The sequence below is a fragment of the Agromyces sp. CF514 genome, from assembly GCF_900113185.1.
In the GTDB taxonomy this organism is placed as follows: Bacteria; Actinomycetota; Actinomycetes; order Actinomycetales; family Microbacteriaceae; genus Agromyces.
Genome location: NZ_FOZD01000001.1, coordinates 836,843 through 862,132 on the forward strand (window position 1 = coordinate 836,843; position 25,290 = coordinate 862,132).

Here is a 25,290-nt window from a genome sequence, read left to right on the forward strand (position 1 = left end):
CGGACGCAGATGGTCGCATCAGCGTTGGAATGGCGACCATCTGCGTCCGCGGTGAGACTCAGGCCGCGGCGACGCCCTCGGCATCGGCGGCGTCGGCTTCGAACACCGTGGCGCCCGCGACGACGGTCTGCACGACGCGCGCCGTGAGCAGCGCCGCGTCGCCCTCGGCGAACGGGTCCACGTCGAGCACCGCGAAGTCGGCGGCGAGGCCTGCGGCCAGGCGCCCGCGGGTGTCGCCGTCGCCGCACGACGCGGCCGCGTCGCGCGTGGCGTGGCCGATGGCCTCGGCGAGCGGCAGCGCGAATCCGGGGTTCGCCGGGGCGAACGACGGGTCGAGCGCCGAACGCCGGGTGGCGGCCACGTACATGTTGTGGAGTGCCTCGTGCGGTGCGGTCGGGGCATCCGTCGAGAACGCCAGCAGGGCGCCCGCCTCGACGTACTCGGGCCACGCGAACGCCCGTTCGACGCGCTCGTCGCCGAGCATCGCGACCCAGTTGTCGAAGATCGCCGGGTCGGCGTGCACGGGCTGCATCGACGCGGTGACGCCGAGGCGCGACATCCGCTCGGCCGTTCCGGGTGCCGCGTACTCGAGGTGCTCGATGCGGTGGCGTCGGGGAAGGTCGCCGTTGACGGTGATCGCGTGCTCGATCGCATCGAGGGCGATCTCGCTCGCGTAGTCGCCGATCGCGTGCTGCGCGACCTGCAGGCCCGCGGCGTCTGCGGCGGCGACCACCGGCTTCAGCGCGTCGAGCGGCCAGATCGGCTCGGCGTTCGACCCGTCGGCGTACGGATGCCGCATGGCGGCCGTGCACGCGTCGATCACGCCGTCGAGCACGAGCTTGATGCCCACGATGCGCAGCCACGCCGCCGTCGGTGCGGCGGACGTCTCGGCGGCGAGCGCCGCGGCGTGCGCGACCTGGGCGAGGTTCTGCTCGTCGTCGCCCGTGTTCGCGACGAACCAGTGCGCGGCCACGCGGATCGGCAGCGAACCGCCGCGTCGCTCGGCCGCCCGCCGGAACGCGGCGAGCCCGAGCTCGTCGAACGCCATGTCGACGACCCCGGTCACGCCGGTGGCGAGGTAGGCCTCGATCGTGCGCTCGACGGCGGCGTCGCGGTCGGCGTCGGTGGTCGCGGCCGCCAGGTGCTCCCAGACGAACTGCTGTGCGGCGGTCTCGTAGAGCATGCCGTCGGGTTCGCCGTCGGCGTCGCGGCTGATGCGCCCGCCGATCGGGTCGGGGGTGTCGCGCGTGATGCCGAGCTCGGCGAGCGCCGCCCCGTTCACCCAGCACGAGTGGTAGTCGTTGGCGTCGAGGTAGACGGGCACGTCGGCGACGGCGGCGTCGAGCATGGCCGCCGTCGGTGCCCCACCGGGCACCGAGTCGAACAGCCACCCGCGCCCGAGCACGCGCGGGGCGGACGGGTCTGCGGCGCGTGCCGCCCTGAGCCGGGCCTGGATCTCCTCGAGCGTGCGCGCGTCGGTGAGCCCGACCCGGCCGAGCGCGTCGCCCATCATGACGAGGTGGGTGTGCGCGTCGGTGAAGCCGGGCAGCACGAGTCGACCGTCGAGGTCGACGGTCTCGACGTCGGAGCCGGCCGCGCCCGCCGTGCCTGCGGCGCGGGCCGCTTCGGCGCCCTCGACCGTCGCGACCGCGCCGGCGAGGTCGCCCACGAAGGCGAGCGCGTCGCCGTCGACGACGAACGCCTCGGCCCACGGCACCGACGGCTCGGCCGTGAAGACGCGCGCGTTGCGGTAGATCGTGCGGCTCATGCGAGCACCTCCGCGGCGTCGGCGCCCGAGACATCCGAGGCGCCGCGGGTTGGTGCTGCCGCCCGTTCGGCCTTCTCGTGCAGCGTCGAGACGTGCGCGGCGAACGCGGCCGGCACGGCGAGCACGAAGCTCGCGATGCCGAGCACGACCGTGAAGCCCTGGAAGCCGAAGACCTCGACGAGTGCTGCGCCGATCACGGGCGTGAGGGCGGAACCCACGAGGTAGACGGCCAGCAGCGGGCCGGACCAGCGGCCGTCGACGTCGAGCGCGGCCGAGGTCGAGACGAAGTACATGAAGGCGATGGCGTAGATGGTGTTCCACGCGATGAAGACGACGATGAACATGGTCGGGTCGGCGACGAAGCCCTCGACGATCTTCAGCACGCCGCCGAGCACGAGCAGCACCACGAGCGGCACCGCGCGGCCGAGCCGGTTGCCGACGACCATGAGCAGGATCGAGCCGACGAGTCCGCCGGCCGTGGCACCGCTCAGCGCGAGGCCGAGGCCCTCGGGGGTGAGCGCGGCCTGCTCGGCGCCCATGACGCCGGCCATGGCCCAGAGCGAGTCCTCGCTCACGGCCCAGAGCGCGAAGGTCGCGAGCAGCACGAAGCCGGCGACGGTCGCGAGGCGACCGGGGCGGGCGGATGCCGCGGCGCGGGCCTTCAGCGCGGGGATCGCCGACGTCTCGGGCACCTCGACGGGCACGGCCTCGGCGACCGCGGCTGCGGCGTTCGGGGCCGCGACGGGTGCCGCGGGAAGCCAGCCGCTCACGAGCAGCGAGACGAGCGAGAACAGCGCGAGTGCGCCGAACACGTCGATCGGGGCGAGGCCGATGAGCGGCACGACGGCGAGGATCACGGTCACGATCGCGCGGTTCGCGAGGCCGTTGAAGCCCGCGACGCGGTCGGGGTTCGTGAACGCGGCGATCGCGGCGCCCGAGGCGGCCACGGCGCCACCGGCGCCGACGCCGCCGAGCAGGAGGCCGGCGACCACGACACCCGGTGCGCCGATGAGGGCGGCGGCGCCGAAGCCGAGGATCGCGAGCACGAGGCCCGCGCGGGCCACGAGCAGGCGGCGGGGGCCCGCACACAGCGGGGCGATCGCGAGGCCCGTGATCGCGGTGGCGAGCAGCGCACCGGTGACGATCCAGCTCGCGGTGAGCACGTCGCTGCCGAGGGCGCCCTGCAGCGCGGTGATCATGTACGGCGACAGGTTGACGCCGAGGTAGCCGGCGATGCCGATGGTGAAGGTCGCGGTCGCGGTGGGCAGGCGCAGGGGCACTCGCGCGCCCTGGTCGATGCCGTGGTCGAGGTCGGTCATGTTCGTTCTCCGAGGGGGTGGGCACTCCGTCGTGCCGGTGGGGGCCGTGTCTGCAGGGGGTGTCGCAACACGGTAAGTGAATGGTGTTCGTTTATTATGCATATCGAGCTCGCATCCGGGAAGAGGGTTACCCTGATCCGGGACATTCGGCACCGCCGAGCTGTGGCGACTGGAGCACGAGCCGCGACATCCCGGGCCGTCGTGCCCGCGACATCCGATGGAGGAGGCGTACATGGCCAGGCCCAAGGTGCCCCTGCTCTCGGTCGATCGCATCGCGGATGCCGCGCTCGAACTCGTCGACTCGGGCCAGCCGTTCGGGGTCAACGCCCTCGCCCGCAAGCTCGGCGTCACGCCGTCGTCGCTCTACAACCACGTCGACGGGCGCGACGGCATAGTCGAGCTCATGCGCGGACGCTTCTCGCGCGAGGCGAACGCCGGCGCCCAGGCCGCCGAGGGCGAGTGGTTCGAGGTCGTCGCCGAGACGCTCCGCGCGCAGCGCCGCATGTACGCGGCGCACCCGAACCTCGTGCCCCTCATCGTGGGCAAGACGATCACCGACCCCTACGTCATCGGCAGCTACGACCGCCTCGCGACGACGCTGCTCGCCGCCGGGTTCCCCGACGACGAGGTGCTCGGCGTCATCGCGATCCTCGACGCCTTCGCGATCGGCATGGGACTCGACCTCGCCTCGCCCCACGACGTCTGGCAGCCCGAGGGCGAGACCGAGAACCTCGGTCGCCTCCTCGACGACGCCCCGCACGGCGAGGAGCGCTCCGACCGGGCGTTCGAGCTCGGCCTCGAGTTCCTGATCGACTCGTTGCGCGGGCGCCTCGCCCGCATCCTGGGCTGACCGACCCCGCGACGCCCGCCCGCGGCATCCGCTCGCCCTGAGCATGATGGTGGTGGGCGCACGACGCCCCGCGGACCCGGGTGGTCGCCTCGACGCGCGAATGGCGACCACTCGCGTCCGCGCCCGCGCGCGGCATCCGCTCGCCCCGCCGTTTCCCGTCGGTGTAGCGTCGGCGCCAGGGGACGGCGAACGGGGGAGCCATGTCGACGACGCGACCGACCGCTGCGCAGTCGCCGGGGCGACCGCCCACCGTGCACCTCGGCGTCGGCAGCCTCACCGCGGTCGTCGTCGGCTCGATGGTCGGCGCCGGCGTGTTCTCGCTGCCGGGCCAGTTCGCCGCGAACACCGGCGTCGTCGGCGCGCTCATCGCGTGGACCATCGCCGGCACGGGCATGCTCATGCTCGCGTTCGCGTTCCAGGCGCTCGCGAACCGCAAGCCGCACCTCGACGCGGGCGTGTACTCGTACGCGAAGACGGGGTTCGGCGACCTGCTCGGCTTCTTCTCGGCGTTCGGCTACTGGGCGAGCGCGTGCGTCGGCAACGTCACCTACTGGGTGCTCATCATGTCGACGCTCGGCGCGTGGCTGCCCGCGCTCGGCGACGGCGACACGGTCGTCGCGATGCTGGGCGCGACCGCGGGGCTCTGGGTGACGTTCCTGCTCGTTCGCCGCGGCGTGCGCGAGGCCGCGGCCGTGAACCGCATCGTGACGGTCGCCAAGCTCGTGCCGATCGTCGTGTTCATCGTCATCTCGCTCACGGTGCTCGACCCCGAGGTGTTCGCGGCGAACCTGCTCGGCGGCGTCGACGCGGGACCGCTGTTCGACCAGGTGCGCGGCACCATGCTCGTCACGGTCTTCGCGTTCCTCGGCGTCGAGGGGGCGAGTGTCTACTCTCGGCACGCACGGCGGCGGGCGGATGTCGGCAGGGCCACCGTGCTCGGCTTCCTCTCGGTGCTCGCGGTCTTCGCGTCGGTCACGATCGTGTCGTACGGCGTGCTGCCGGCCGACGAGATCGCGGCGCTCCGGGAGCCGTCGATGGCGGGCGTGCTCGAGGCCGCCGTGGGCGAGTGGGGGGCCGTGCTCGTGAGCATCGCCCTCATCGTCGCGGTGCTCGGCGCCTACCTCGCCTGGACGCTCATGGCCGCCGAGGTCGTCTTCACCGCCGCGCGCGACGGCGACTTCCCTCGCGTGTTCGCGACCATGAGCTCGCGCGACGTGCCGACGACCGCGCTGCTCTGGTCGACGATCTTCGCCCAGCTCGTGCTGGCCGTCTCGTTCTTCTCGGCCGACGCGTTCGGCTTCGCCCTCGACCTCACGAGCGCGCTCGCCCTCGTGCCGCTCCTGTTCGCGGCCGGCTTCCTGCTGAAGATCGCGGTGCGGCGCGACGGCTACGGAACGGATGCCGCGGCGCGCCGCTCGCGCACCGCCGAACTCGTGATCGGGGCGCTCGCCACGGCCTACGTGATCTTCCTGCTGCTCGGCGCCGGCCTCGAGCTGCTGCTCATCTCCCTCATCGTGCAGGCGCCCGCGACCCTGCTCTACTTCATCGCGCGCCGGGAGAACGGCCGCCCGCTCATCTCGGGCGCCGCCGACGTCGTCGTGCTCGCGGTCGCCTTCGCGGGCGCCGTCGTCGCGATCGTCGGCCTGACGGCGGGCTGGCTCGCCATCTGAGGCGGAGGCCCGGCCGCGGCATCCGCTCGCCGAATAGACTGTCCGGGTGCCAGTGAACCCCGAGCTGCAGGGGCGGGTCTTCCCGCCGGCCGAGCCATACCTCGTCGGTCGCGAGAAGGTGCGCGAGTTCGCGCGCGCCGTGTTCGCGACGCATCCGATCAACCTCGACCCCGCTGCGGCGCAGGCCGCGGGCTACGCCGACGTCGTCGCGCCGCCGACGTTCGCGGTCGTCGTGCAGGAGCACACGCTCGCGCAGCTGCTCGCCGAGCCCGACGCCGGCATCGACTTCACCCGCGTCGTGCACGGCGACCAGCGGTTCACGTCGACGCGCCCGATCGTCGCGGGCGACCTGCTCACCGCCACGCTCACGGTGTCGAGCGTGAAGACGCTCGGCCCGCACTCGATGGTGACGGCCGAGACGAACGTGACCGATGCCGCGGGCGAGCACGTGGTGACCGCGATCTCGACGCTCGTCGTGCGAGGCGAGGAGTGATGGCCACCGTGACCGAGACCCCCGAGTTCGATGCCCTCGCCGTCGGCGACGTCGTGGACGAGCAGGAGTTCGCGCTGACCCGCGACTCCCTCGTGCGCTACGCCGGAGCTTCAGGCGACTTCAACCCGATCCACTACCGCGACGACGTCGCCGCCACCGTCGGCCTGCCCGGCGTGCTCGCGCACGGCATGCTCACCATGGGCTTCGCGGTGCAGCCCGTCGTCGACTGGGCCGGCGACCCCGGCAGGGTGCTCGACTACCAGGTGCGCTTCACCCGCCCCGTGGTCGTCGACCCGTCGTTCGGTGCGACCGTGAGCGTGACGGCCAAGGTGGGCCAGCTCGACGCCGAGGCTCGCGCGGCCCGCATCGACCTCACCGTGTCGTTCGGCGGCGCGACCGTGCTCGGCAAGGCGCAGGTCCGCGTCGTCCTCGGCTGACGTGGACCTCGACGACATGACCCCGATCGACGCCGAGACCGGCGCCGCCTCCGACGCGACCACGCCGACGTTCGCCGATCTCACGACGCTCGGCGTGGGCGGACCGATCCGGCGACTCGTCACGGTCACGACGCAGCGCGACCTCGTCGACGCCGCCGAGGCGGCCTGGAACGACGTCGAACCCTGGATGGCGCTCGGCGGCGGCTCGAACCTGCTCGTCGGCGACGAGGGCTTCGACGGCACCGTGATCCGCATCGCGACCAAGGGCATCGAGGTGCTCCCGGCTCCGGGCGTCGACGGCGGTGCGGATGCCGCGGGCGGCCCTGGCGGCCCGGGCGACCAGGTCGGCCAAGTCGGCGCCGACGCCCGGCCCGACGCCGCGACCGTGCACGTGCGCGTGCAGGCCGGCGAGGTCTGGGACGACCTCGTCGCCTGGACCGTCGCGCGCGGGTACTCGGGCATCGAGGCGCTCTCGGGCATCCCCGGATGCGTCGGCGCCGCCCCGGTGCAGAACATCGGCGCCTACGGGCAGGAGCTCGAGTCGACGCTCGTCGCGATCGAGTTCCTCGACGAGGGGGCCACCGAGCCCCGCCGCATGAGCGCTGCCGAGCTCGAGCTCGGCTACCGCACGTCGGTGCTGAAGCAGGGCCTCGCGGGCATCGTCGTCTCGGTCGAGCTCGCGCTGCACGACACCGCCGCCGAGCGGGCCGTGCTCGGCGAGGCCCTCGGTCGGCCGGTCGCGTACGCGCAGCTCGCCGGCGCCCTGCACGTCGATCTCGGCGACCGCGTGCCGATCGCGCGCGTGCGCGAGAGCGTGCTCGCCCTGCGCGCCTCGAAGGGCATGGTGCTCGACCCCGCCGACCGCGACACGGCGAGCGCCGGATCCTTCTTCACCAACCCGATCGTGGGCGAGCACGTCGCGCGTTCGCTGCCCGCAGATGCGCCGCGTTGGTACGTCGATCCCGAGCCCGTCGACGAGGTCGTGCCCATCGCGAACGCGCTCGAGGAGTCGCCGCTCGACCAGTTCCTCGCACTGCAGACCGAGCTCGAGGCATCCGCTCAGGTGACGGATGCCGCGTCGGCGCGACCGGCCGTCAAGCTCTCGGCGGCTTGGCTCATCGAGCGCGCCGGCATCGGGCGGGGGTTCGCGCTGCCGGGCTCGCGCGCCGGGATCTCGTCGAAGCACACGCTCGCGCTGACGAACCGCGGGGGAGCGTCGGCCGAGGAGGTCGCCGAGCTCGCGCGCTTCGTGCGGAGCCGCGTGCAGTCCGAGTTCGGCATCCTGCTGCACCCCGAGCCGGTGGTCGTGGGCCTCTCGCTGTAGCTCGACGCCGCGCGCAGGCCGAGCGCCAGCGCACACACGAGCGGAGGAGATTCGCGCGAGCGGAGGCCTGCTTCCGCAGGACCATCCTCCGCTCACGCGAATCTCCTCCGCTCGCGAACTCGGGGAGCGTGGGTGGGGTGGGCGCGGTGCGTCAGCTGCGCACTGCGGCCCGGCGCGCCCGCTCGCCGCGGCGGATGAGGCCGACCACGCCGAAGAGGGCGACGACGACGCCGATCGCGATGAGGGCGTAGAGCGAGGCGGCGAGCGGGTTCAGGGCTGCGATCCACTCGTCGGCGGCGAGGCGCCTGGCCGGATCCACGAGCACCCAGAGCGTCAGGGCCGCCGTCGCGCCGAAGATGAGCGCCCAGACGAGGGCGCCCCAGCGCACGGTCGGCCGCGCCGCGGCGACGGGCGCAGGCAGGGGCGCGACGGATGCCGCGTACACGGCATCGTCGAGGGATGCCGCGGGGTCGGCGGGCGGCGCGAACATCGGGGACCCGGATGCCGGGGGCAGCGGGGTCGTGGCGAAGGCCTCGGTCGCGGCATCCGTGTCGATGACGTCGGTCGCGTCGGCGGCGGCGTCGTCCGCGTCGGTGGGGCGTGAGGTGTTCTCGGTCATGTGTTCGCTCATTCCATGATCTGGATGTGGACGTCGCCGGTCCGCTGGGTGAGGTCGAGGCGGGCGTCGACCTGCTCTCCGGGCCGGAGTGCCCGCACGCCCGTCTCGCCGCCGAGCACGATGGCGCTGCGGTCCAGGCCACCGAGCTGCGGGTTGCCGGTGCCGCCGTCGGCGTCGAAGACGAAGACGTCGAGGTCACCGGCCTCGCTCGCGTCGAGCAGCACCGTGGCGCCGCCCTGCACGTTGATCCACGCGTCGCCGACGCCCTGCACCAGTTCGACCACCGGCGTCTGCGCGTCGCCGAGCGGGAAGGCGGTGAGGTAGGCGTCGCCGATCGGCTGCACGAGTTGCTGCGACTCGGAGAGCTCGATGCTCGTGCTCGGCCCGATGAGCAGGCCTTGTTGGCCGAAGGAGGCTCCGAGGACTCCCGTGAGCATCGCCAGCGCCGACACCGAGGTGAAGAACGCGAGGGCTCCGCTGCGGCGGCGGCGCAGGGCCGCGACGACCATGCCGAGCGCGAGCGCCAGGGTCGCGACGGCGAGCGCGATCGGCACCGCGAAGGCGGCGACATCCGCGGATCCGAGCGCCCAGAGCGCCGCGACGGCTCCGCCGATGAGGCTCACGCCGAGCATCGTGAACACGAAGGCGGCGCTCGCGCGGGGCCGGCTCGCCCGTCGGGCGACCCTGGCGGCGTCGGCCTGGGCCGCCAGCGCACGGGCCTTCTCGCGGTTCTCGGCTGCGGCCTGCGCCTTCGCGGCACGCATGGCCTCGTCCTGTCCGGCCTTCCACTCGGTGTGGGCGATGCGCCACGCCTCGTGCTGCTCGCGCCACTCGGCGATCGCGGCCGCGTCTGCGCCCATCGCGGGCACGGGCGGCTCGGCCGTCGGGGCGGAACCGTCGGCGGGAGTCGCGGACGCGGCATCCGTCACGTCGGCGGATGCCGCGGCATCCGTCACGTCGGCGGATGCCGCATCCGCACCCGACGCGCGGGTGTCGCCGTCCGCCGGGGGAACCGGAGCCGGCGCGGCGGCCGCTCCGTACGGGGTCCCCGACCGGGCGGCGTCGGCAGCGGAAGCCGTTCGCGCGCCGGCGCCGCCGGCCGGGGGGTTCGGGGAGCTCGCCGCGGACGTGGACGACCGCCGCACGAGCCAGATGACGAGGGCGACGATGCCGCCCACGACGAGGAGGGTCCAGATGATGCGCAGCGGCACCACGAGGTTGAAGCCGAAGATCGGGTCGGCGAGGGAGGGCCATGCATCCGCGTCCCACCACTGCCAGCCGAGCCATCCGCCCTGCACGAGCGGGATGAACCCCAGCACAGCCATGACGGCGATGCCGACGATCGCGGGGTCGACGACGCCGCGCGTGAGCTGCTCGAGGTGGATGCGCCCGTCGGTGTCGGGCAGCAGCAGCCACGCGATCGCGTAGAGCAGCACGAAGGGTGCGCCGAGCACGGCGACCACCACGACGATGCCGCGGACGATGATCGGGTCGATGCCGAGGCGGGCGCCGATGCCGGCGCACACGCCGCCGAGCCATCCGGCGCGGCGGGGGAGCCCGAGGCGACGGAGCCAGGCGTAGAAGCCCGGGCCCGTCGTGTCGGGCGGCGTCGCGGCGTACGGCCCGCCCGCGGCATCCGCTCGCCCGTCGGTGCCGCGACCCGCGCCGGATCCCGTGGCGGACCCCGTGCCGGCACCGCCGGGTGCACCTGCCGGAGCCGAACCGACCGCGCCGTCGACCGACGGTCCGGTCTGCGCGGAGTCCCCCTGCGCGCCTTCCGGCGCTGGGTCGGTCGGCGGGGCGGTCTGGTTCGTCTCCATGCTTCGATGCTGGCAGCGGCGGCGGCGGGCCCGCCATGGGGTGAGTCCCTGATTCGACCCTGAACCGGGCTCGGGGGCGGGGCCGCGCACACCCTCGTCTGCTTGGATTGCAGGCATGGAACACCGGATGTCGCGCCCGCGCGCCTGCGTCGCCACCGGCGTCGCGGCGGGCCTGGCCGCGCATCTCGGCTGGCCGGTGTTCGCGGTGCGCGCGGCGTTCGTCGTGACGAGCCTCGCCGCAGGAGCGGGTGTGCTGCTCTACCTGTGGCTCTGGGCGCTGACCCCGTGGGAGCCGGGGGAGTCGCGTCCGACCCGCCGGGCGCCGGTCGCGTGGCTGCTCGTGTCCGCGTCGGCGGCGTCGCTGCTCGTGGGCTGGTTGACGAGCGGGCGCGTCGTCGGCGGGCCCGCGGCCGGGCCGGGATGGTGGTTCGGCATCGTGTTCGCGGGCGTCGGGCTCGCCGTGGCATCCGCCGCGTGGGCGAGCTTCATCGACCGGCCCGAGCCCGAGCGCGGGCCGAGGCATGAACTCACGATCCGCCTCGTCGCGACCGGCCTGCTGCTCGTCACCGCTGCGGCGCTCGTCGTGGGGCCGACCGCCGCGTGGTACCCGGCCCCGACCTTCCTCGCCGCGCTCGCCGCGGTGCTCGGCATCGGCCTCGTCTACGCGCCGACGCTCGTGACCTCGTGGCGCGAGCTCACCGAGGAGCGCACGAAGCGCATCCGCGAGGAGCAGCGCAGCGAGATCGCCGCGCACCTCCACGACTCCGTGCTGCAGACCCTCGCGCTCATCCAGAACCGGGCCGGAGCGACGAGCGAGGTCGCGCGCATCGCCCGTGCGCAGGAGCGGGAACTGCGCGACTGGCTCTTCGACGGCGAGGCGCCCGCCGACAGCGACCTCGGCAGCGACCTGCGCGACTTCGCGGCATCGCTCGAGATCGAGTACCCGGTGACCGTCGACGTGGTCGCCGTCGGCTCGTCGAGCGAGCGCGCGAGCGGCGAACTCGCGGCGGCGGCGCGTGAGGCCATGCTGAACGCCGCGCGCCACGCCGGCGGGGAGGTCTCGGTCTACGTCGAGGCCTCGCCCGACGCGGTCGAGGTGTTCGTGCGCGACCGCGGGTCGGGGTTCGACCTCGCCGATGTGCCGACCGACCGGCTCGGCGTGCGCCAGTCGATCATCGGGCGGATGCGCCGCGCCGGCGGATCCGGCCAGGTGCGGTCGGGGGCCGGCGGCGTCGGCACGGAGGTCAGGCTGCGGTTCCCCGCCGAGCGGGTCGGCAGCATCGGCAGCATCGGAGCGGAGGGAACGCGTGGCTGAGGCATCCGATCGACCGGCTCAGGACGGCAGCGTCCGGGTGGTCGTCGTCGACGACCATTCGATCTTCCGCTCGGGGCTGAAGGCCGACCTCGACGCCTCGATCGAGGTCGTGGGCGAGGCGCACGACGTCGAGTCCGCCGTGCAGGCGGTGACGGATGCCGCGCCCGACGTCGTGCTCCTCGACGTGCACCTGCCCGGGGTCGGCGTGCCGGCCGGCACGAGCGGCGGGGCCGAGGTGATCCGCCGGGCGGCGGCATCCGTGCCAGACACGAGGTTCCTGGCGCTGAGCGTCTCGGACAAGGCCGAAGACGTCGTCGGCGTGATCCGCGCCGGCGCGCGCGGCTACATCACGAAGGGCTCCTCGGGGGCCGACGTCAGCCGTGCGGTGCACGCCGTCGCGAGCGGCGACGCCGTGTTCTCCCCGAAGCTCGCCGGGTTCGTGCTCGACGCCTTCGGGGCCGCCGTCGGCGAGACCGCCGCCGCGAGCGACGAGCTCGACCGGCTCTCGGCGCGCGAGCAGGAGGTCATGCGCCTCATCGCCCGCGGCTACGCCTACAAGGAGGTGGCGGCCGAGCTGTTCATCTCGACGAAGACCGTGGAGTCGCACGTCTCGGCCGTGCTGCGCAAGCTGCAGCTCTCGAGCCGTCACGAGCTCACGGCCTGGGCCAACGCCCGGCGCCTGCTCTAGCCCGGGCCGCCCGCGGCATCCGCGCGCCCGCTCGCCCGCTCGCCGGCTCGCCTGCGTTCGGGAGGAGATCCGTGCGACGGGAGGATGCTGCGCGCGAAACCGCCCTCCCCTCGCGCGAATCTCCTCCCGACTGGTTGGAGAAGGGTCGCCCGCCGGCCTGCCGCCTGCCCGTGTGCGGCCCCGCTACCGCTCGAGCAGCGCGTCGCGCACCTCGCGGCGCAGCACCTTTCCGATGAGCGATCGGGGCAGCTCGTCGAACGGCTCGATGCGCTTGGGCACCTTGTAGGGCGTGAGGTTGGTGCGGCAGAAGTCGCGCAGGCCGGTCTCGTCGAAGACCGCGCCCTCGCGGAGCTCGACGCCCGCGGCGACCGTCTCGCCGCCGTCGGCCCGGGGGAGGCCGACGACCGCGGCGCCGCGCACATCGGGGTGCGCGAGCAGCGCGGCCTCGACCTCGGAGGGCGACACGTTGAACCCGCCCGTGATGATGAGCTCCTTGCGGCGGTCGACGATCGTGACGAAGCCGTCGTCGGAGACGTGCACGATGTCGCCGGTTCGCAGCCAGCCGCCGGGCAGCAGCGTCTCGGCGGTCTCGGCGGGCCTGCGCCAGTAGCCCTGGAACACCTGCGGGCCGCGCACGAGCAGTTCGCCGGTCTCGCCCGCGGGGCGGTCGACCTCGGGGTCGTCGGGGTCGACGACGCGGATCTCGGTGCTCGGGAACGGCACGCCGACCGTGCCGGGGCGCCGGGTCGGCCCCATGGGGTTGCCGAGGGTGATGGGCGAGCTCTCGGTCATGCCGTAGCCCTCGACGAGCAGGCCGCCGGTCGCGCTCTCCCAGCGGTCGACGGTCGCGATCGGCAGGCTCATGGCGCCCGAGATGGCGTAGCGGATGCTCGCGAGTGCCTCGGGCCGTCGTTCGGCGGCGCGCACGAGCTGGTCGTAGATGGGCGGCACGGCCGGCAGGAACGTGGGCGGCGAGTGGCGGGCCGCGTCGAGCACCATGCCCGAGTCGAACTTCGGGAACAGCACGAGCCGCGCGCCGATGCTCATCGGCGTCGTGAGGCAGAGCGTGAGTCCGTAGGCGTGGAAGAGCGGCAGCACGCCGTAGAAGACCTCGTCGCCCTCGACGAGTCCCGGAACCCAGGCCCGGCCCTGCATGGCGTTCGCGCGCAGGTTGCGGTGACTGAGCACGGCGGCCTTGGGCGTGCCCGTGGTGCCGCTCGTGTACTGCAGCACGGCGGTGTCGTCGAGCGACGGGCGCGGATGCCGCTTGGCGAGCGCCCGACCGTCGGCGAGCCGTCGCCAGTCGACGAGCCCCCTGGCCTTCGGCTTCGTCGTGAGGGCGCGGCGCGAGCGCCGCGCCGCGGGCACCGGAAGGCGGAGGGCGAGACGCTTGCCGAACGGCAGGGCGCGCGTGAGGTCGACCGCCACGATGTGCTCGGGCCGGATGTCGCTCGGGAACTCCGCGACCGTGTCGGCCATGGAGTCCCACACGATCGCGACGCGCGCGCCGTGGTCCTCGAACTGGTGGCGCAGCTCTGGCGGGGTGTAGAGCGGATTGTGCTCGACGACGATCGCCCCGAGCCGCAGCACGGCGTAGAACGCGGCGACGTGCTGAGGGCAGTTCGGCAGCACGAGCGCGACGCGATCGCCCGCCTGCACGCCGAGTCGCCGCAGGCCCTCGGCCGCGGCGGCGATCTGCGATCCCAGGTCGCGGTAGCTCGTCTCGGCGCCGAAGAACTCGAGCGCCGTCCGACGGCGGAACCGGCGCACCGCGTCGTCGATCATGTCGACGAGGGTCTGGGTGGGCTCGTCGATCTCGGGCGGCACGGCGTCGGCGTAGTGGTCGAGCCAGGGCCGGTGTTCGTACGGGTTCATTCGCGCCTCTCGAGGCCACCACGCGCACGTCTCGCCGGTGATGCCCGTCGTGATTCCGGCGTGAGCGGATGCCTCGTCCAGCGTAGGCCGGATCGGCCGGGTCCGGGCCGATGGACCGGGGGCGCGCCCGTGTCGAGGCGCGCCCCCGGAGTCGTCGGCCGGCGGCAGCCGGATCCGCCGGCCGCAGCCGTCAGCGCTGCGCGGGCGTCGAACCGGTCGCCGTCGAGACCGGATCGCCGTCGTCGGCCGGGCCCGTCACCACGGTTCCGCCGTCGCGCATGGCCTGCTCGGCGGCATCCGCCTGCTCGCCCGTGATCGCCTCGCCGCGCGCGACCATGCCGGCCTCGTCGGAGAGCGGGATCTGCTTGAGGAAGAGCGCGAGCACGAAGGCCGCGGCGATGAACGGGATCAGGTACCAGAACACGGGGGCGAGCGAGTCGGCGTACGCCGTCACGATCGCGTCGCGCACGGGGTCGGGCAGCTCGGACAGGCGCTGCGGGTCGAGCGTCGACATCGCGTCGCCGGCCTGCGCGGCGCTCGCGCCGGCATCCGTGAAGATCTTCGTGAGGTTCTCCGACAGGCGGGTCGTGAACATCGCGCCGAAGATCGCGACGCCGAGCGAGGCGCCGACCTCGCGGAAGTAGTTGTTCGTGCTGGTCGCCGTGCCCACCTGGGTGGCCGGCACGGCGTTCTGCACCACGAGCACGACGACCTGCATGATGAGGCCGAGGCCCGCGCCGAACACGAACAGGTACACGCAGATCAGCCAGATCGGGGTGTCGGCAGAGAGCGTCGTCATGGCGAGCATGGCAAGCCCTGTGACGACGGTGCCCGCGATCGGGTAGGCGCGGTAGCGGCCCGACCTCGAGATCGCGATGCCCGACCAGATCGAGGTGCCCATCATGCCGGCCATCATCGGCAGCATGAGCAGGCCGGATGCCGTCGCCGAGGCGCCCGACGACATCTGCAGGAACGTCGGCACGAACGCGATGGCCGAGAACATGCCGATGCCGAGCGTGAAGCCGATCGCGGTCGCGTTGATGAAGACCGGGTTCTTGAAGAGCGAGAGCGGGATGATCGGGTCCTCGGCGCGAGCCTCGGTGAACACGAAGGCGGATGCCGCGGCGAGGAGGCCGAGGCCCCACGCCCACGTCTCGATCGCGTCCCAGCCGTGGTCGGCGCTGCCGCCGAAGTCGGTGAAGAAGATGAGGCACACGGTCGCCGCCGAGAGGAGCATGACCCCGAGCACGTCGACCTTCTTCTCGGCCTTCTTGCTCGGCAGGGTCAGCGTGAACCAGGCGATCGCGAACGCCGCGATGCCGATCGGGATGTTGATGTAGAACGCCCACTGCCACGTCAAGTGGTCGACGAAGTAGCCGCCGAGGAGCGGGCCGGCCACGGCCGAGAGGCCGAAGATCGCGCCGAGCGGACCCATGTACTTGCCGCGCTCGGAGGCGGGCACGATGTCGGCGATGATCGCCTGCGACAGGATCATGAGCCCGCCGCCGCCGAGGCCCTGCATCGCACGGAACGCGACGAAGGCCCAGAAGGTCGGGGCGAAGGCGGCGCCGACGGATGCCACGGTGAACAGCGCGATCGCGATGAGGAACAGGTTGCGCCGCCCGAGCACGTCGCCGAACTTGCCGTAGATCGGCATGACGATGGTCGTCGCGAGCAAGTAGGCGGTCGTGATCCAGGCCTGGTGCTCGACGCCGCCGAGCTCGCCGACGATGGTCGGCATCGCGGTCGAGACGATCGTCTGGTCGAGGCTCGAGAGCAGCATGCCGGCGATGAGCGCCGAGAAGATGATCCAGATGCGTCGTTGGGTGAGGACGAGTGGGCCGCCGGGCGGGGCGGTGCGTGCAGAGGTCATGGGTGCTTCCGGGGTAGGGGTGGGTGCGTCGGTGAGGGGTCGGGGATTCGAGGGAGGTGTGGTTCGGGAGCGGGAGCGGGAGAGTGGTGAGGGTGAGCGGTGAGGCTCAGGCGCGGGGCGGGGCGGGGCGGGGCGGGGCGGTCAGGCCGGTGCGGATGCCGGTGCGCAGGCCGCGCGGGTCGCGGTCACCGATTCGCGGAGCAGCGCGGCGAAGTCCTCGCGGCGGCTCTCGGGATCGTCGAAGAACCGGTGCCCGGCGCTGCCGACCAGGGCGCCGATGACGACGGCCGCGGTGCGGGCGCGAGGGTCGCCGGCCCGCAGGCCCTCGCGCTCCTCGATCGCCGCGACGAGGCGGGCCTCGAGCTGGCGCCCCGCGCCGATGAGGTGGGGGAGCAGGCGCGGTTCCCGCTCGACGAGGGCGTGGGGGTCGATGGCCTCGTGGCCCTCCTCCCACGCCGAGACGGTCGTGATGGCCAGTTCCGCGAGGGCGTCGAGCAGGGTGGGAGCCTCGTCGTCGCCGCGGACGAAGGCCGCGAGCGCCTCCTCGTCGAGCCCGTCGGCGTCGTGGCCGACGACGGCGGCCTCCTTGCCCTCGAAGTAGTTGAAGAACGTCCGTCGAGAGACGCCGACGTCGGTGCAGAGCTCGTCGATGGTGAACCCCGCGAGGCCGCGTTCGACGGTGAGCTGGCGTGCGCGGTGGCACAGTTCGCGACGCGTGCGGCGCATGCGCTGCTCGCGCAGGCCGGGCGTTGACTTTGCACTCTCGCTCATGAAGTGCAATTCTGCACTTTTCTCCCGAGAGTGCAAATCCGTGCGACTAGTGGTTTTCCTCCCGCTCGTCGAGCGCGGGTCGATCGCTCACGCGTCCCGGCGGATCCAGCGGAACGTCAGCCGGCTGATGACCAGCCCGATCACGAGCCAGACGAGCAGCGCGATGGCGACGCCGGGCAGGTTCCACGACTCGTTCTGCTCGAGCGCCTCCCACCCGTCGGGCAGGAACACCGAGCGCATGCCCTGCGCGATCCACTTGAGCGGGAAGATGCTGGCGATGTTCTGCAGCCAGTCGGGCAGCATGCTCCACTGCAGGTAGACGCCCGAGATGAACTGGAGGATCAGCGCGATCGGGATCACGACGGCCGCGGCGCTCTTGCCCGACCGGGGCAGCGCCGAGAGGGCGATGCCGAGCAGGGCGCACGTCGTGAGGCCGAGCACGAACACCCACGCGAACGTCAGCCACTTCTCGGGCTCGGTCGGCAGCGCGATGCCCAGCACGAGCCACCCCGCGAGGATCAGCAGGCCGGCCTGCAGCGTTCCCGTCACGAAGACCTGGCCGATCTTGCCGAAGAAGTAGGCCACGGGCGAGAGGGGCGTGCCGCCGAGCCGCTTCAACGTGCCGTTCGACTTCTCGAGGGCGATGTCGATCGCGAGGTTCTGCACGCCGGACAGCAAGATGCCCGCCGCGAGCATGGCCGGCAGGTACATGGCCGCCATCGAGATCTCGGCGCCGGGCGGGCCGACCTCGCCCGTGGCGCTGAACGCCGCCGAGAAGATCGCGAGCATCACGAACGGGAACAGGAACGTGAAGAAGAGCGTGTCGGGCGCCCGGAAGTACATCTTCGACTCGACGCCGATGCGTGAGGCGCCCTGGGTCATCACGTTGGTGCTCATGCGACGGCCTCCTCGGCGTCTGCCGCGGTCGAGGCCGCGCTGCCGGAGTCGACCTCGGTCACGGTGCGCACGAGCCCGAGGTAGACGTCCTCGAGGGTGGGCCTGATGATCTCGAGGCCCTCGGGTTCGCGCCCGAGCGATTCGACGACGGATGCCACGAGTCGCCCGGGTTCGTGGGTGCGCTCCTCGTGCGGCTCGCCCGCGGCATCCGTCCACCGCACGACCGGCACGCGGGCGTCGGCGCCGCCGATCTCGTCGATGCCGCCGACGTCGAGCAACCGGCCGCCGGCGATGACGCCAGCGCGGTCGGCGAGCTGCGCCGCCTCGTCGAGGTAGTGGGTCGTGAGGAGGATCGTCGTGCCCTCGGACTTGAGCGACCGGATCAGCCCCCAGAACCGCCGACGGGCCTCAGGGTCGAAGCCCGTCGTCGGCTCGTCGAGGAACAGCAGTTCGGGTCGCCCGACGATGCCGAGCGCGACGTCGACCCGACGCTGCTGGCCCCCCGAGAGCTTCGAGACCCGCGTGGTCGCCTTGGCCTCGAGCCCGACGGCGGCGATCACGTCGTCGACGTCGCGCGGCTTCGGATACAGCCCCGCGAAGTGCCGCAGCACCTCGCGCACGGTGAGCAGGCCCGTCTCGCCTCCGGTCTGCAGCACGATGCCGAGGCGCGACTTCCACTCACGGCCGCCGTGGGCCGGATCGACGCCGAGCACGTCGACCTCACCCGCGGTGCGGGAGCGGTACCCCTCGAGGATCTCGACGGTCGTCGACTTGCCCGCTCCGTTCGGACCGAGCAGCGCGAAGGTCTCGCCGTGGTGGATGTCGAGGTCGAGCCCGTCGACGGCGGCGAATCCGCCGTAGACCTTGCGGAGTCCCCGAATGCGGACGGCGACGTCGGTCGGTGAAGAGTGCATGCATCGAGACTGCCCTTCGCGGAGCCTGCGCAACACCCCCTTGCGGCCGATCGAGGCATCCGTCGACCCGCGGATGCCGGTGGCGGGCCGCGTGCGCAAGCGCACCCGGCTCGTGGCGAGGGGGGTGTGCGTGTGAACATCGCGTCACAGGATTTCGACCTCGCCGGGCCCCGCAGTAACTTCGAGGAATGCCCAGCACCTCGGAATCCGCATACGACCGCGACCGCGAACTCGTCGTGGGCGACATCGACGCGAGCTTCCGCGCCGACGTGAGCCTGCTCGGCGGCCTGCTCGGCACGATCCTCGTCGAGGCGGGCGGGCAGGAGCTGTTCGACGACGTCGAGCGCCTGCGCCACGCGACGATCGACGCGCACGAGACGCGCGACGCCGCCGCGCTCGCCGAGGCCGAGGGCATCGCCGCATCGTTCGACCCGGCCAGGGCCGAGCAGGTCGCCCGCGCGTTCACGGTGTACTTCCACCTCGTGAACCTCGCCGAGGAGCACCAGCGCGTGCGGATCCTCCGTGCGCGCGCAGAGACTCGCGAGCGCCTCTCGCTCGGCGACGGCGTCGGGGCCGGCGTCGGCGCCGGCATCGCCGACGGTACGACCCAGGGCGAGGCACCCGTCGCGGGCATCGACGGCTCCCTCTCGGCGACGATCCGCCAGTTGGTCGACGAGGTCGGGGCCGACGAGGCCCGCGCCAGGGTCGCACGGCTCCGCTTCCACCCCGTGCTCACGGCGCACCCCACCGAGGCTCGCCGTCGCGCGATCGCCTCGGCGATCCGGCGCATCGGCGAGCTGATCGACGAGCGCGACGACCTGTCGGGCGGCGACCGCACGACCGCCGAGATCGATCGCCGCCTGCTCGAGGAGATCGACATCCTCTGGCGCACCGCGCCGCTGCGCACCACGCGCCCGACGCCGCTCGACGAGGTGCGCACCGCGATGGGCGTCTTCGACCAGACGCTGTTCGAGGTCGTGCCGCAGGTGTACCGCAGCATCGACGACCGCCTGCAGCCGGGCGCCGCCGGCCGCGCCGCGCCCGTCGCCCCGGCGTTCCTGCGCCTCGGCAGCTGGATCGGCGGAGACCGCGACGGCAACCCCTTCGTGACGGCCGAGACCACGCGCGAGGCCGCCCACATCGCCGCGGAGCACGTGCTGCTCGGCCTCGAGCGTGCCGCGAAGCGCATCGGCCGCACGCTCACGCTCGACGCGAAGGAGACGCCGCCGTCGGCCGAGCTGCTCAAGCTGCTCGCCGCGCAGGAGTCGCTCGCGCCCGCCGTGACGGCGACCATCGGCACCCGCGCGCCGCACGAGCCGCACCGCCGCGTGCTGCTCGTGGTCGCCGAGCGCGTGGCCGCCACGCGCCGCGGTGACGCCGGCCTGGCCTATTCCGCGCCCGAAGCGCTGCTCGCCGACCTGCTCGTGCTGCAGCGTTCGCTCAGCGAGGGCGGCGCGCTCCGCAGCGCGCACGGCGAGCTCCAGCACCTCCTCTGGCAGGTCGAGACCTTCGGCTTCCACCTCGCCGAGCTCGAGGTGCGCCAGCACTCCAAGGTGCATCGGCAGGCGCTCGCCGAGATCCGCGCGGGCGGCGAGCTCGGCGAGACCACGCAGGAGGTGCTCTCGGTGTACCGGGTCATCGCCGACCTGCAGCGCCGCTTCGGCGTGCGCACGGTGCGCCGCTACATCGTCTCGTTCACGCAGAGCCCCGAAGACCTCGCGAACGTCTACGAACTGGCCGCTGCGGCGCTCGGCGACGAGGCAGCCGAGGTCGCGATCGACGTCGTGCCGCTCTTCGAGACCTTCGCCGATCTCGAGGCGAGCGTCGAGATCCTCGACGCCATGCTCGAGCTCGACCAGGTGCAGGCCCGCCTCGCGGAGACGGGCCGCAAGGTCGAGGTCATGCTCGGTTACTCGGACTCGTCGAAGGACGTCGGTCCCGTCTCGGCGACGCTCGCACTCCACAGCGCCCAGGCCCGCATCGCCGACTGGGCCGATCGCAACGACATCGAGCTGACGCTCTTCCACGGTCGCGGCGGCGCGCTCGGTCGTGGCGGCGGTCCCGCGAACGAGGCCGTGCTCGCCCAGCCCGCCGGCTCGGTCGACGGCCGGCTGAAGATCACCGAGCAGGGCGAGGTCATCTTCGCCCAGTACGGCGACCCCGCCATCGCCAAGCGGCACCTCGAGCAGATGGCCTCGGCCGCCCTGCTCGCCGGGAGCCCGTCGAACGAGGCGCGCAACCGGGCCGCCGACGAGCGGTTCGCATCGCTCGCGGCGACGCTCGACGAGACGAGCCGCACCCGGTTCCACTCGCTCGTCAAGGCCGACGGCTTCGCGCCCTGGTTCGCCGACGTCACGCCCATGGAGGAGGTCGGGCACCTCGCGCTCGGCTCGCGTCCCGCGCGTCGCGGGCTGTCGGTGGAGTCGCTCGACGACCTGCGTGCGATCCCGTGGGTGTTCTCGTGGAGCCAGGCCCGCATCAACCTCGCCGCCTGGTTCGGCCTCGGCACCGCGCTCGAGGCCGTCGGCGACGAGGCCCTGCTCCGCGAGGCCTACGCCGAGTGGCCGCTGTTCACGGCCATGATCGACAACTTCTCGATGTCGCTCGCGAAGACCGACGAGCGCATCGCCGCCCGCTACCTCGGCCTCGGCGATCGCGACGATCTCGCCGAACTCGTGCTCGACGAGATGCGGCTCACCAAGCACTGGCTCGGACGGGTCACGCAGAGCGACGAGCTGCTCGTCGCTCGCCCGGTGCTGGCCAAGGCCGTGCGCCTGCGCAGCCCCTACGTCGACGCGCTTTCGCTGCTGCAGCTGCGCGCGCTCACGGCCATCCGGTCGGGCGAGGCCGACCTGCCGAGCGACGACCACCACGCGCTGCTCCTGCTCACCGTGAACGGCGTCGCCGCCGGCGTGCAGAACACCGGGTGATTCAACGTCTCTCCCGCACTTGATAGTTTGAGTCCTAACAGTTAGACTCCTGACTATGACTGAAACGGATGCCTCCGGCCCTCCGCTCACGACGAGCCTCGACCTCATGAGGTGGATCGGGTGGGAGCAGCGTCGGGCGTTCGAGGACTGGATGCGTTCGCGCGACCTCTCCCACGAGCAGGCGTTCGTGCTGGGCTACCTCGCCCAGCATCCGGGGTCGATCCAGCGCGACCTCGCCGATGTCAGTCGCACCACGCCCGCGAGCGTCTCGAGCCTGCTGCAGGGACTCGAGCGCCGGGCGCTCATCGAACGCCGGGCCGACGAGGCGAACGCGCGCGTCAAGCGCGTGTACGCCACTCCGGCCGGTGCCGAGCTCGTGTCGGGATTCGGAGACGCGGCCGAAGACGTGAACCGTCGCGTGCTCGCCCCGCTCACACCCGCCGAACGCGACCGTCTGCACGCCCTGCTCACGAAGATCACCGACCCCCTGCCGCGACCGAGTCGCGACTGAACCGCACGCCGCGACCGGGTCGCGGCCGAGTCCGCCGCCGACGTTCGGCGCCGTACCTCCTCACCTCATCCGCCTGACCGGCGGCTTCGTCCGGCGCGCCGCGCGCGCGCCACCTCGGCCTTCGGCGCGCTCGCGCGCCGCCGCCACGTCACCCGGCGCGCCCGCGCGCCCGGAAAGGACTTCGTCATGACCACCTCGACCTCGCCTGACCACTCGACGGCACCCGATTCCCCGGCGGAACCCGATTCCCCGACCTCGGTCGAGCCCCCGACCGCCACCGCATCGCAGGTCGACGTCGGCAGCAACCGCTGGTACCTCTCGGCGGCTCCCGTGCTCCGCGCCCTCGTGCACCTCAGCGTGCCGATGGCCGCAGCCTTCGTCGTCAGCGCGCTCTACAACGTCATCAACGCCGGCTTCATCGGCTCCCAGCACGACACGTCGCTGCTGGCGGCGGTCACCTTCGGAACCCCGATCCTCGGACTGATCATGGCCGTCGGCAGCATGTTCGGCGTCGGCGGCGGCGCCCTGGTGTCGCGCCTGCTCGGTGCGGCCGAGCACGACGCCGCTCGCGCCGACGACGTGAAGCGCGCCTCGTCGTTCTCGCTCTGGGGGGCCGTCGGCGCCGGCGTGCTGCTCGGCGCGCTCGGGCTCGTCTTCCTGCAGCCGCTCGTCGGCCTGCTGGGCGCCGGCGGCACCGGCGCGGCGGCCGCGACGGGCGAGTACGTCGCCGTGATGCTCGCCTTCATGCCGGTGCTCGCTGCGGCGTTCTGCCTGGAGCAACTCGTCCGTGCGGAGGGCGCCGCACGGCAGGCGATGGTCGGCCTGATGCTCACGACCGCGGCGAGCCTGGCGTTCGACGTCGTGTTCATCCTGCTGCTGCACTGGGGCGTCGGGGGCGTCGCACTCTCGATGGGCCTCGCCAACCTGCTCGCGATCGCGTACTGGGTGCGCTGGCTGCGCCGCACCGGCGCCGCGGTGAGCGTGTCGCCGAAGTGGTTCACCCTCGCCCGCACCACGGTCGGACCGGTGCTGTCGATCGGCGTCGGGGCGCTCGGCCAGGCCGCGTTCATGATCGTCACGAGTCTCGTGCTGAACACCCTCGCGGCCGGGTACGGCGAGGGGCCGCTGGCCGCGATGGGCGTCGCCGTGCGCATCGCCCAGGTTCCGGAGTTCCTCATCATGGGCGTGACCATGGGTGTGCTGCCGTTGCTCGCGTACGCCTACGGCAAGGGCGACCGGGCCAGGCTGGGCTCGGCGGTGCGCACGTCGTTCATCGCGGTCGGCATCCTCGCGGTGCTGTTCTCGACGATCGTGTTCGCGTTCCGCGACCAGGTCTTCGGCCTGTTCTCCGACGATTCGTCGCTGCTGGCGATCGGCGCGGTGATCATCACGGCCCAGTTGGTGGCGATGATCGCGAACGGGTTCACCGGACTGCTCACCTCGCTGTTCCAGGCCTGCGGAAAGGCCGTGCCGAGCATCGTGATGTCGATGGCGCAGGGCGTGCTGTTCATCCCCGTCGTGATCGTCGCCAACTTGTGGTTCGGGCTGCCCGGCATCATCTGGGCCCTCACGGTCAGCGAGGTCGCCGTGCTTGTCGCGGGTCTCGGCATGTGGCTCGGCTACCGCCGTTCGATCGCGAGGGGCCTGTCGGATGGCTCGCCCGAGCGGGCCGAGCAGGTGCTCGCCGAGACTGCCTGAACCGGCGACGGGCTCGCCGCCAGGCCGGCGCGCGAGCCCGTCGCCCGCTCGTCTCCGCGGATGCGCGGCAGCCCGCCGCGATCGCGCCGCAGCCAGCCCGGTCAGAGCACGGTCGTGAGCACGCCGCCGTCGGCGCGGAGGGCTGCGCCGTTGGTCGCTGCGGAGCGCGGACTCGCGAGGTAGCGCACGAGGTCGGCGATCTCGTCGGGCTCGATGAATCGCTGCAGCAGAGACGTCCGGTTCTGTCCGATGATGGCCGCCTTGAAGTCCGCCTCGCCGACCGCCTGGGCGGAGGCGAGCTGCGCGACCGTCTGCCTCACGCCGTCGGAGTAGGTCGGGCCGCCGAGCACGGTGTTCACCGTGACCGCGGTCCCTGCGGTGAGCTTCGCCAACCCGTTGGCGACGGCGAGCATGGCTGCCTTGGTCATGCCGTAGTGCACCATGTCGGCGGGCACGTTCACGCCCGATTCGCTGCTGATGAAGATGACGCGTCCGTCGCCCCTGGAGAGCATTCCCGGGAGCAGGTGGCGGGAGAGCCGCACGCCGCTCATCACGTTCGCGTCGAAGAACCGCTGCCAGTCCTCATCGGTCGTCTCGCCGAAGGGCTTCACCTCGAAGAGGCCGACATTGTTGACGAGGATGTCGACGTCGCCGATGCGACCGATCAGCTCCGTCGTCTCGGCGCCGTCTGAGAGATCCGCGGCGACGCCGTCGACGCGCGCTCCGGCAATGGCGGTGCGCAGGCCGGCCACCGCTTGCGCCACTCGCGCCTCGCTTCGACCGTTGATCGTCACCACGGCCCCCTCTTCGAGCAGGGCCCGTGCGATCGCGTACCCGATCCCTTGCGTCGAACCGCTCACGAATGCGCGCCTGCCGGCGATTCCGAGATCCATCGAGTGCTCCTTTTTAGTTGCTCAAGCAAGTGAAAGTCCAGACTATTCACTTGCCTGAGCAAGTCAAATTGGCGTAAGTTCGTACGCATGGCTTCGGATGGTCCAGATGACGGGCTCACGGGTGAAGCCCTCGAGACCTGGTCGGCGTTCGCGACCGTGCTCGAGTGGTTGCCGCCCGCGCTCGACGCGCAGCTGCTCCGCGATGCCGAGCTGACCCACTTCGAGTACGGGATCCTCTTCGCCCTGGGCAACGAGCCCGGCGGAACGCTGCGCATGCGCGTGCTCGCTGCATACGCGAACAGTTCGCTCTCGAGGCTCTCGCGCGCGATGTCGCGTCTCGAGGCGCGCGGCTGGGCTCGCCGCGAGCCCGACCCGGTCGACGGCCGGTCGACGCTCGCCGTCTTGACTGCGGCGGGGCGGGCGAAGCTCGTCGAGGCCACGCCCGGGCACGTGCAGACGGTGCACCGGCTGGTGCTCGGCGCACTGACCCAGGCTCAATCTCGCCAGCTGCGCGAGATCAGTCGACGGATCATGGGCGCGATTCGCGAAGACGACGGATGGCGTCCCGCGTCGTAGTCGAAAGCCGGTCGCCGTCTCCGTCATCGCGCAGGCGTGGCAGCCGGCA

The 25,290-nt window shown here is 72.6% G+C and carries 21 protein-coding genes; 11 read left to right on the plus strand and 10 right to left on the minus strand.

From position 1 onward, the window contains the following. Window positions 1–58 precede the first annotated feature (58 nt). Together BM342_RS03675 and BM342_RS03680 are read right to left on the minus strand one after the other, a co-directional pair. Window positions 59–1,768, minus strand: coding sequence for an amidohydrolase (locus BM342_RS03675; RefSeq protein ID WP_092964134.1), 1,710 nt, complete (start codon window positions 1,766–1,768; stop codon window positions 59–61). Next, window positions 1,765–3,087, minus strand: coding sequence for a hypothetical protein (locus tag BM342_RS03680; protein WP_092964135.1), 1,323 nt, complete (start codon window positions 3,085–3,087; stop codon window positions 1,765–1,767). Before BM342_RS03680 ends, BM342_RS03675 begins: the two co-directional genes overlap by 4 nt. A 232-nt stretch (window positions 3,088–3,319) precedes the next feature. On the opposite strand from BM342_RS03680, the gene BM342_RS03685 reads away from it, so the two are divergent. The 5 genes from BM342_RS03685 (at window position 3,320) to BM342_RS03705 (ending at window position 7,861) form a co-directional block, all read left to right on the plus strand. Beyond that, complete coding sequence (locus BM342_RS03685) at window positions 3,320–3,937, plus strand: TetR/AcrR family transcriptional regulator (RefSeq protein WP_177232046.1); 618 nt, start codon at window positions 3,320–3,322, stop codon at window positions 3,935–3,937. A gap of 200 nt (window positions 3,938–4,137) precedes the next feature. Continuing rightward, entirely contained in the window at window positions 4,138–5,607 is a 1,470-nt protein-coding gene (locus tag BM342_RS03690; protein WP_092964137.1) for a basic amino acid/polyamine antiporter, read from the plus strand. A 46-nt stretch (window positions 5,608–5,653) separates the two neighbouring features. After that, the gene (locus tag BM342_RS03695; protein ID WP_092964138.1) at window positions 5,654–6,100 is read left to right on the plus strand and encodes an FAS1-like dehydratase domain-containing protein; all 447 of its coding nucleotides are present in this window, start codon (window positions 5,654–5,656) and stop codon (window positions 6,098–6,100) included. Next, window positions 6,100–6,537 (plus strand): MaoC family dehydratase, encoded by a 438-nt coding sequence (locus tag BM342_RS03700; protein ID WP_092964139.1) that lies wholly within the window; start codon window positions 6,100–6,102, stop codon window positions 6,535–6,537. Before BM342_RS03695 ends, BM342_RS03700 begins: the two co-directional genes overlap by 1 nt. A gap of 16 nt (window positions 6,538–6,553) precedes the next feature. After that, window positions 6,554–7,861 carry a UDP-N-acetylmuramate dehydrogenase gene (locus BM342_RS03705; RefSeq protein ID WP_092966472.1) on the plus strand — a complete coding sequence of 436 codons (1,308 nt, stop codon included), beginning with the start codon at window positions 6,554–6,556 and terminating at the stop codon, window positions 7,859–7,861. Between the two features lie 151 nt (window positions 7,862–8,012). On the opposite strand, the gene BM342_RS03710 is transcribed toward BM342_RS03705, so the two are convergent. Further along, on the minus strand, window positions 8,013–8,480 hold the full coding sequence (locus BM342_RS03710; RefSeq protein ID WP_092964140.1) for a hypothetical protein: 468 nt from the start codon (window positions 8,478–8,480) through the stop codon (window positions 8,013–8,015). Window positions 8,481–8,488: 8 nt separating this feature from the next. Then, on the minus strand, window positions 8,489–10,300 hold the full coding sequence (locus BM342_RS03715) for a PspC domain-containing protein (protein ID WP_092964141.1): 1,812 nt from the start codon (window positions 10,298–10,300) through the stop codon (window positions 8,489–8,491). Between the two features lie 115 nt (window positions 10,301–10,415). On the opposite strand from BM342_RS03715, the gene BM342_RS03720 reads away from it, so the two are divergent. Together BM342_RS03720 and BM342_RS03725 are read left to right on the plus strand one after the other, a co-directional pair. Then, the gene (locus tag BM342_RS03720) at window positions 10,416–11,615 is read left to right on the plus strand and encodes an ATP-binding protein (protein WP_092964142.1); all 1,200 of its coding nucleotides are present in this window, start codon (window positions 10,416–10,418) and stop codon (window positions 11,613–11,615) included. Further along, complete coding sequence (locus BM342_RS03725; protein WP_092964143.1) at window positions 11,608–12,303, plus strand: LuxR C-terminal-related transcriptional regulator; 696 nt, start codon at window positions 11,608–11,610, stop codon at window positions 12,301–12,303. Before BM342_RS03720 ends, BM342_RS03725 begins: the two co-directional genes overlap by 8 nt. A 183-nt stretch (window positions 12,304–12,486) precedes the next feature. Here BM342_RS03725 and BM342_RS03730 read toward each other — a convergent pair whose 3' ends face one another. From BM342_RS03730 to BM342_RS03750, 5 genes are all read right to left on the minus strand, one after another. Next, the gene (locus tag BM342_RS03730; RefSeq protein ID WP_092964144.1) at window positions 12,487–14,178 is read right to left on the minus strand and encodes a long-chain-fatty-acid--CoA ligase; all 1,692 of its coding nucleotides are present in this window, start codon (window positions 14,176–14,178) and stop codon (window positions 12,487–12,489) included. 190 nt (window positions 14,179–14,368) lie between these two features. Then, on the minus strand, window positions 14,369–16,051 hold the full coding sequence (locus tag BM342_RS03735) for an MDR family MFS transporter (RefSeq protein ID WP_092964145.1): 1,683 nt from the start codon (window positions 16,049–16,051) through the stop codon (window positions 14,369–14,371). A gap of 141 nt (window positions 16,052–16,192) precedes the next feature. Further along, the gene (locus BM342_RS03740) at window positions 16,193–16,822 is read right to left on the minus strand and encodes a TetR/AcrR family transcriptional regulator (protein WP_143109750.1); all 630 of its coding nucleotides are present in this window, start codon (window positions 16,820–16,822) and stop codon (window positions 16,193–16,195) included. 87 nt (window positions 16,823–16,909) lie between these two features. Next, a complete protein-coding gene (locus BM342_RS03745) occupies window positions 16,910–17,719 on the minus strand; it encodes an ABC transporter permease (RefSeq protein WP_092964147.1) in 810 nt (269 codons plus the stop codon). Further along, entirely contained in the window at window positions 17,716–18,633 is a 918-nt protein-coding gene (locus BM342_RS03750; protein WP_092964148.1) for an ABC transporter ATP-binding protein, read from the minus strand. The genes BM342_RS03745 and BM342_RS03750 overlap by 4 nt, the downstream gene beginning before the upstream one ends. Window positions 18,634–18,821: 188 nt before the next feature. Here BM342_RS03750 and BM342_RS03755 point away from each other — a divergent pair, with 188 nt between their 5' ends. The 3 genes from BM342_RS03755 (at window position 18,822) to BM342_RS03765 (ending at window position 23,772) form a co-directional block, all read left to right on the plus strand. Beyond that, window positions 18,822–21,563, plus strand: a complete 2,742-nt coding sequence (locus BM342_RS03755) for a phosphoenolpyruvate carboxylase (RefSeq protein WP_092964149.1) — start codon at window positions 18,822–18,824, stop codon at window positions 21,561–21,563. Window positions 21,564–21,618: 55 nt separating this feature from the next. After that, window positions 21,619–22,074 carry a MarR family winged helix-turn-helix transcriptional regulator gene (locus tag BM342_RS03760; protein ID WP_092964150.1) on the plus strand — a complete coding sequence of 152 codons (456 nt, stop codon included), beginning with the start codon at window positions 21,619–21,621 and terminating at the stop codon, window positions 22,072–22,074. A 186-nt stretch (window positions 22,075–22,260) separates the two neighbouring features. After that, window positions 22,261–23,772, plus strand: coding sequence for an MATE family efflux transporter (locus BM342_RS03765; RefSeq protein WP_092964151.1), 1,512 nt, complete (start codon window positions 22,261–22,263; stop codon window positions 23,770–23,772). A 101-nt stretch (window positions 23,773–23,873) separates the two neighbouring features. On the opposite strand, the gene BM342_RS03770 is transcribed toward BM342_RS03765, so the two are convergent. Continuing rightward, entirely contained in the window at window positions 23,874–24,665 is a 792-nt protein-coding gene (locus BM342_RS03770; RefSeq protein ID WP_092964152.1) for an SDR family NAD(P)-dependent oxidoreductase, read from the minus strand. An 87-nt stretch (window positions 24,666–24,752) separates the two neighbouring features. On the opposite strand from BM342_RS03770, the gene BM342_RS03775 reads away from it, so the two are divergent. Further along, a complete protein-coding gene (locus BM342_RS03775; protein ID WP_092964153.1) occupies window positions 24,753–25,241 on the plus strand; it encodes a MarR family winged helix-turn-helix transcriptional regulator in 489 nt (162 codons plus the stop codon). Window positions 25,242–25,290 lie beyond the last annotated feature (49 nt).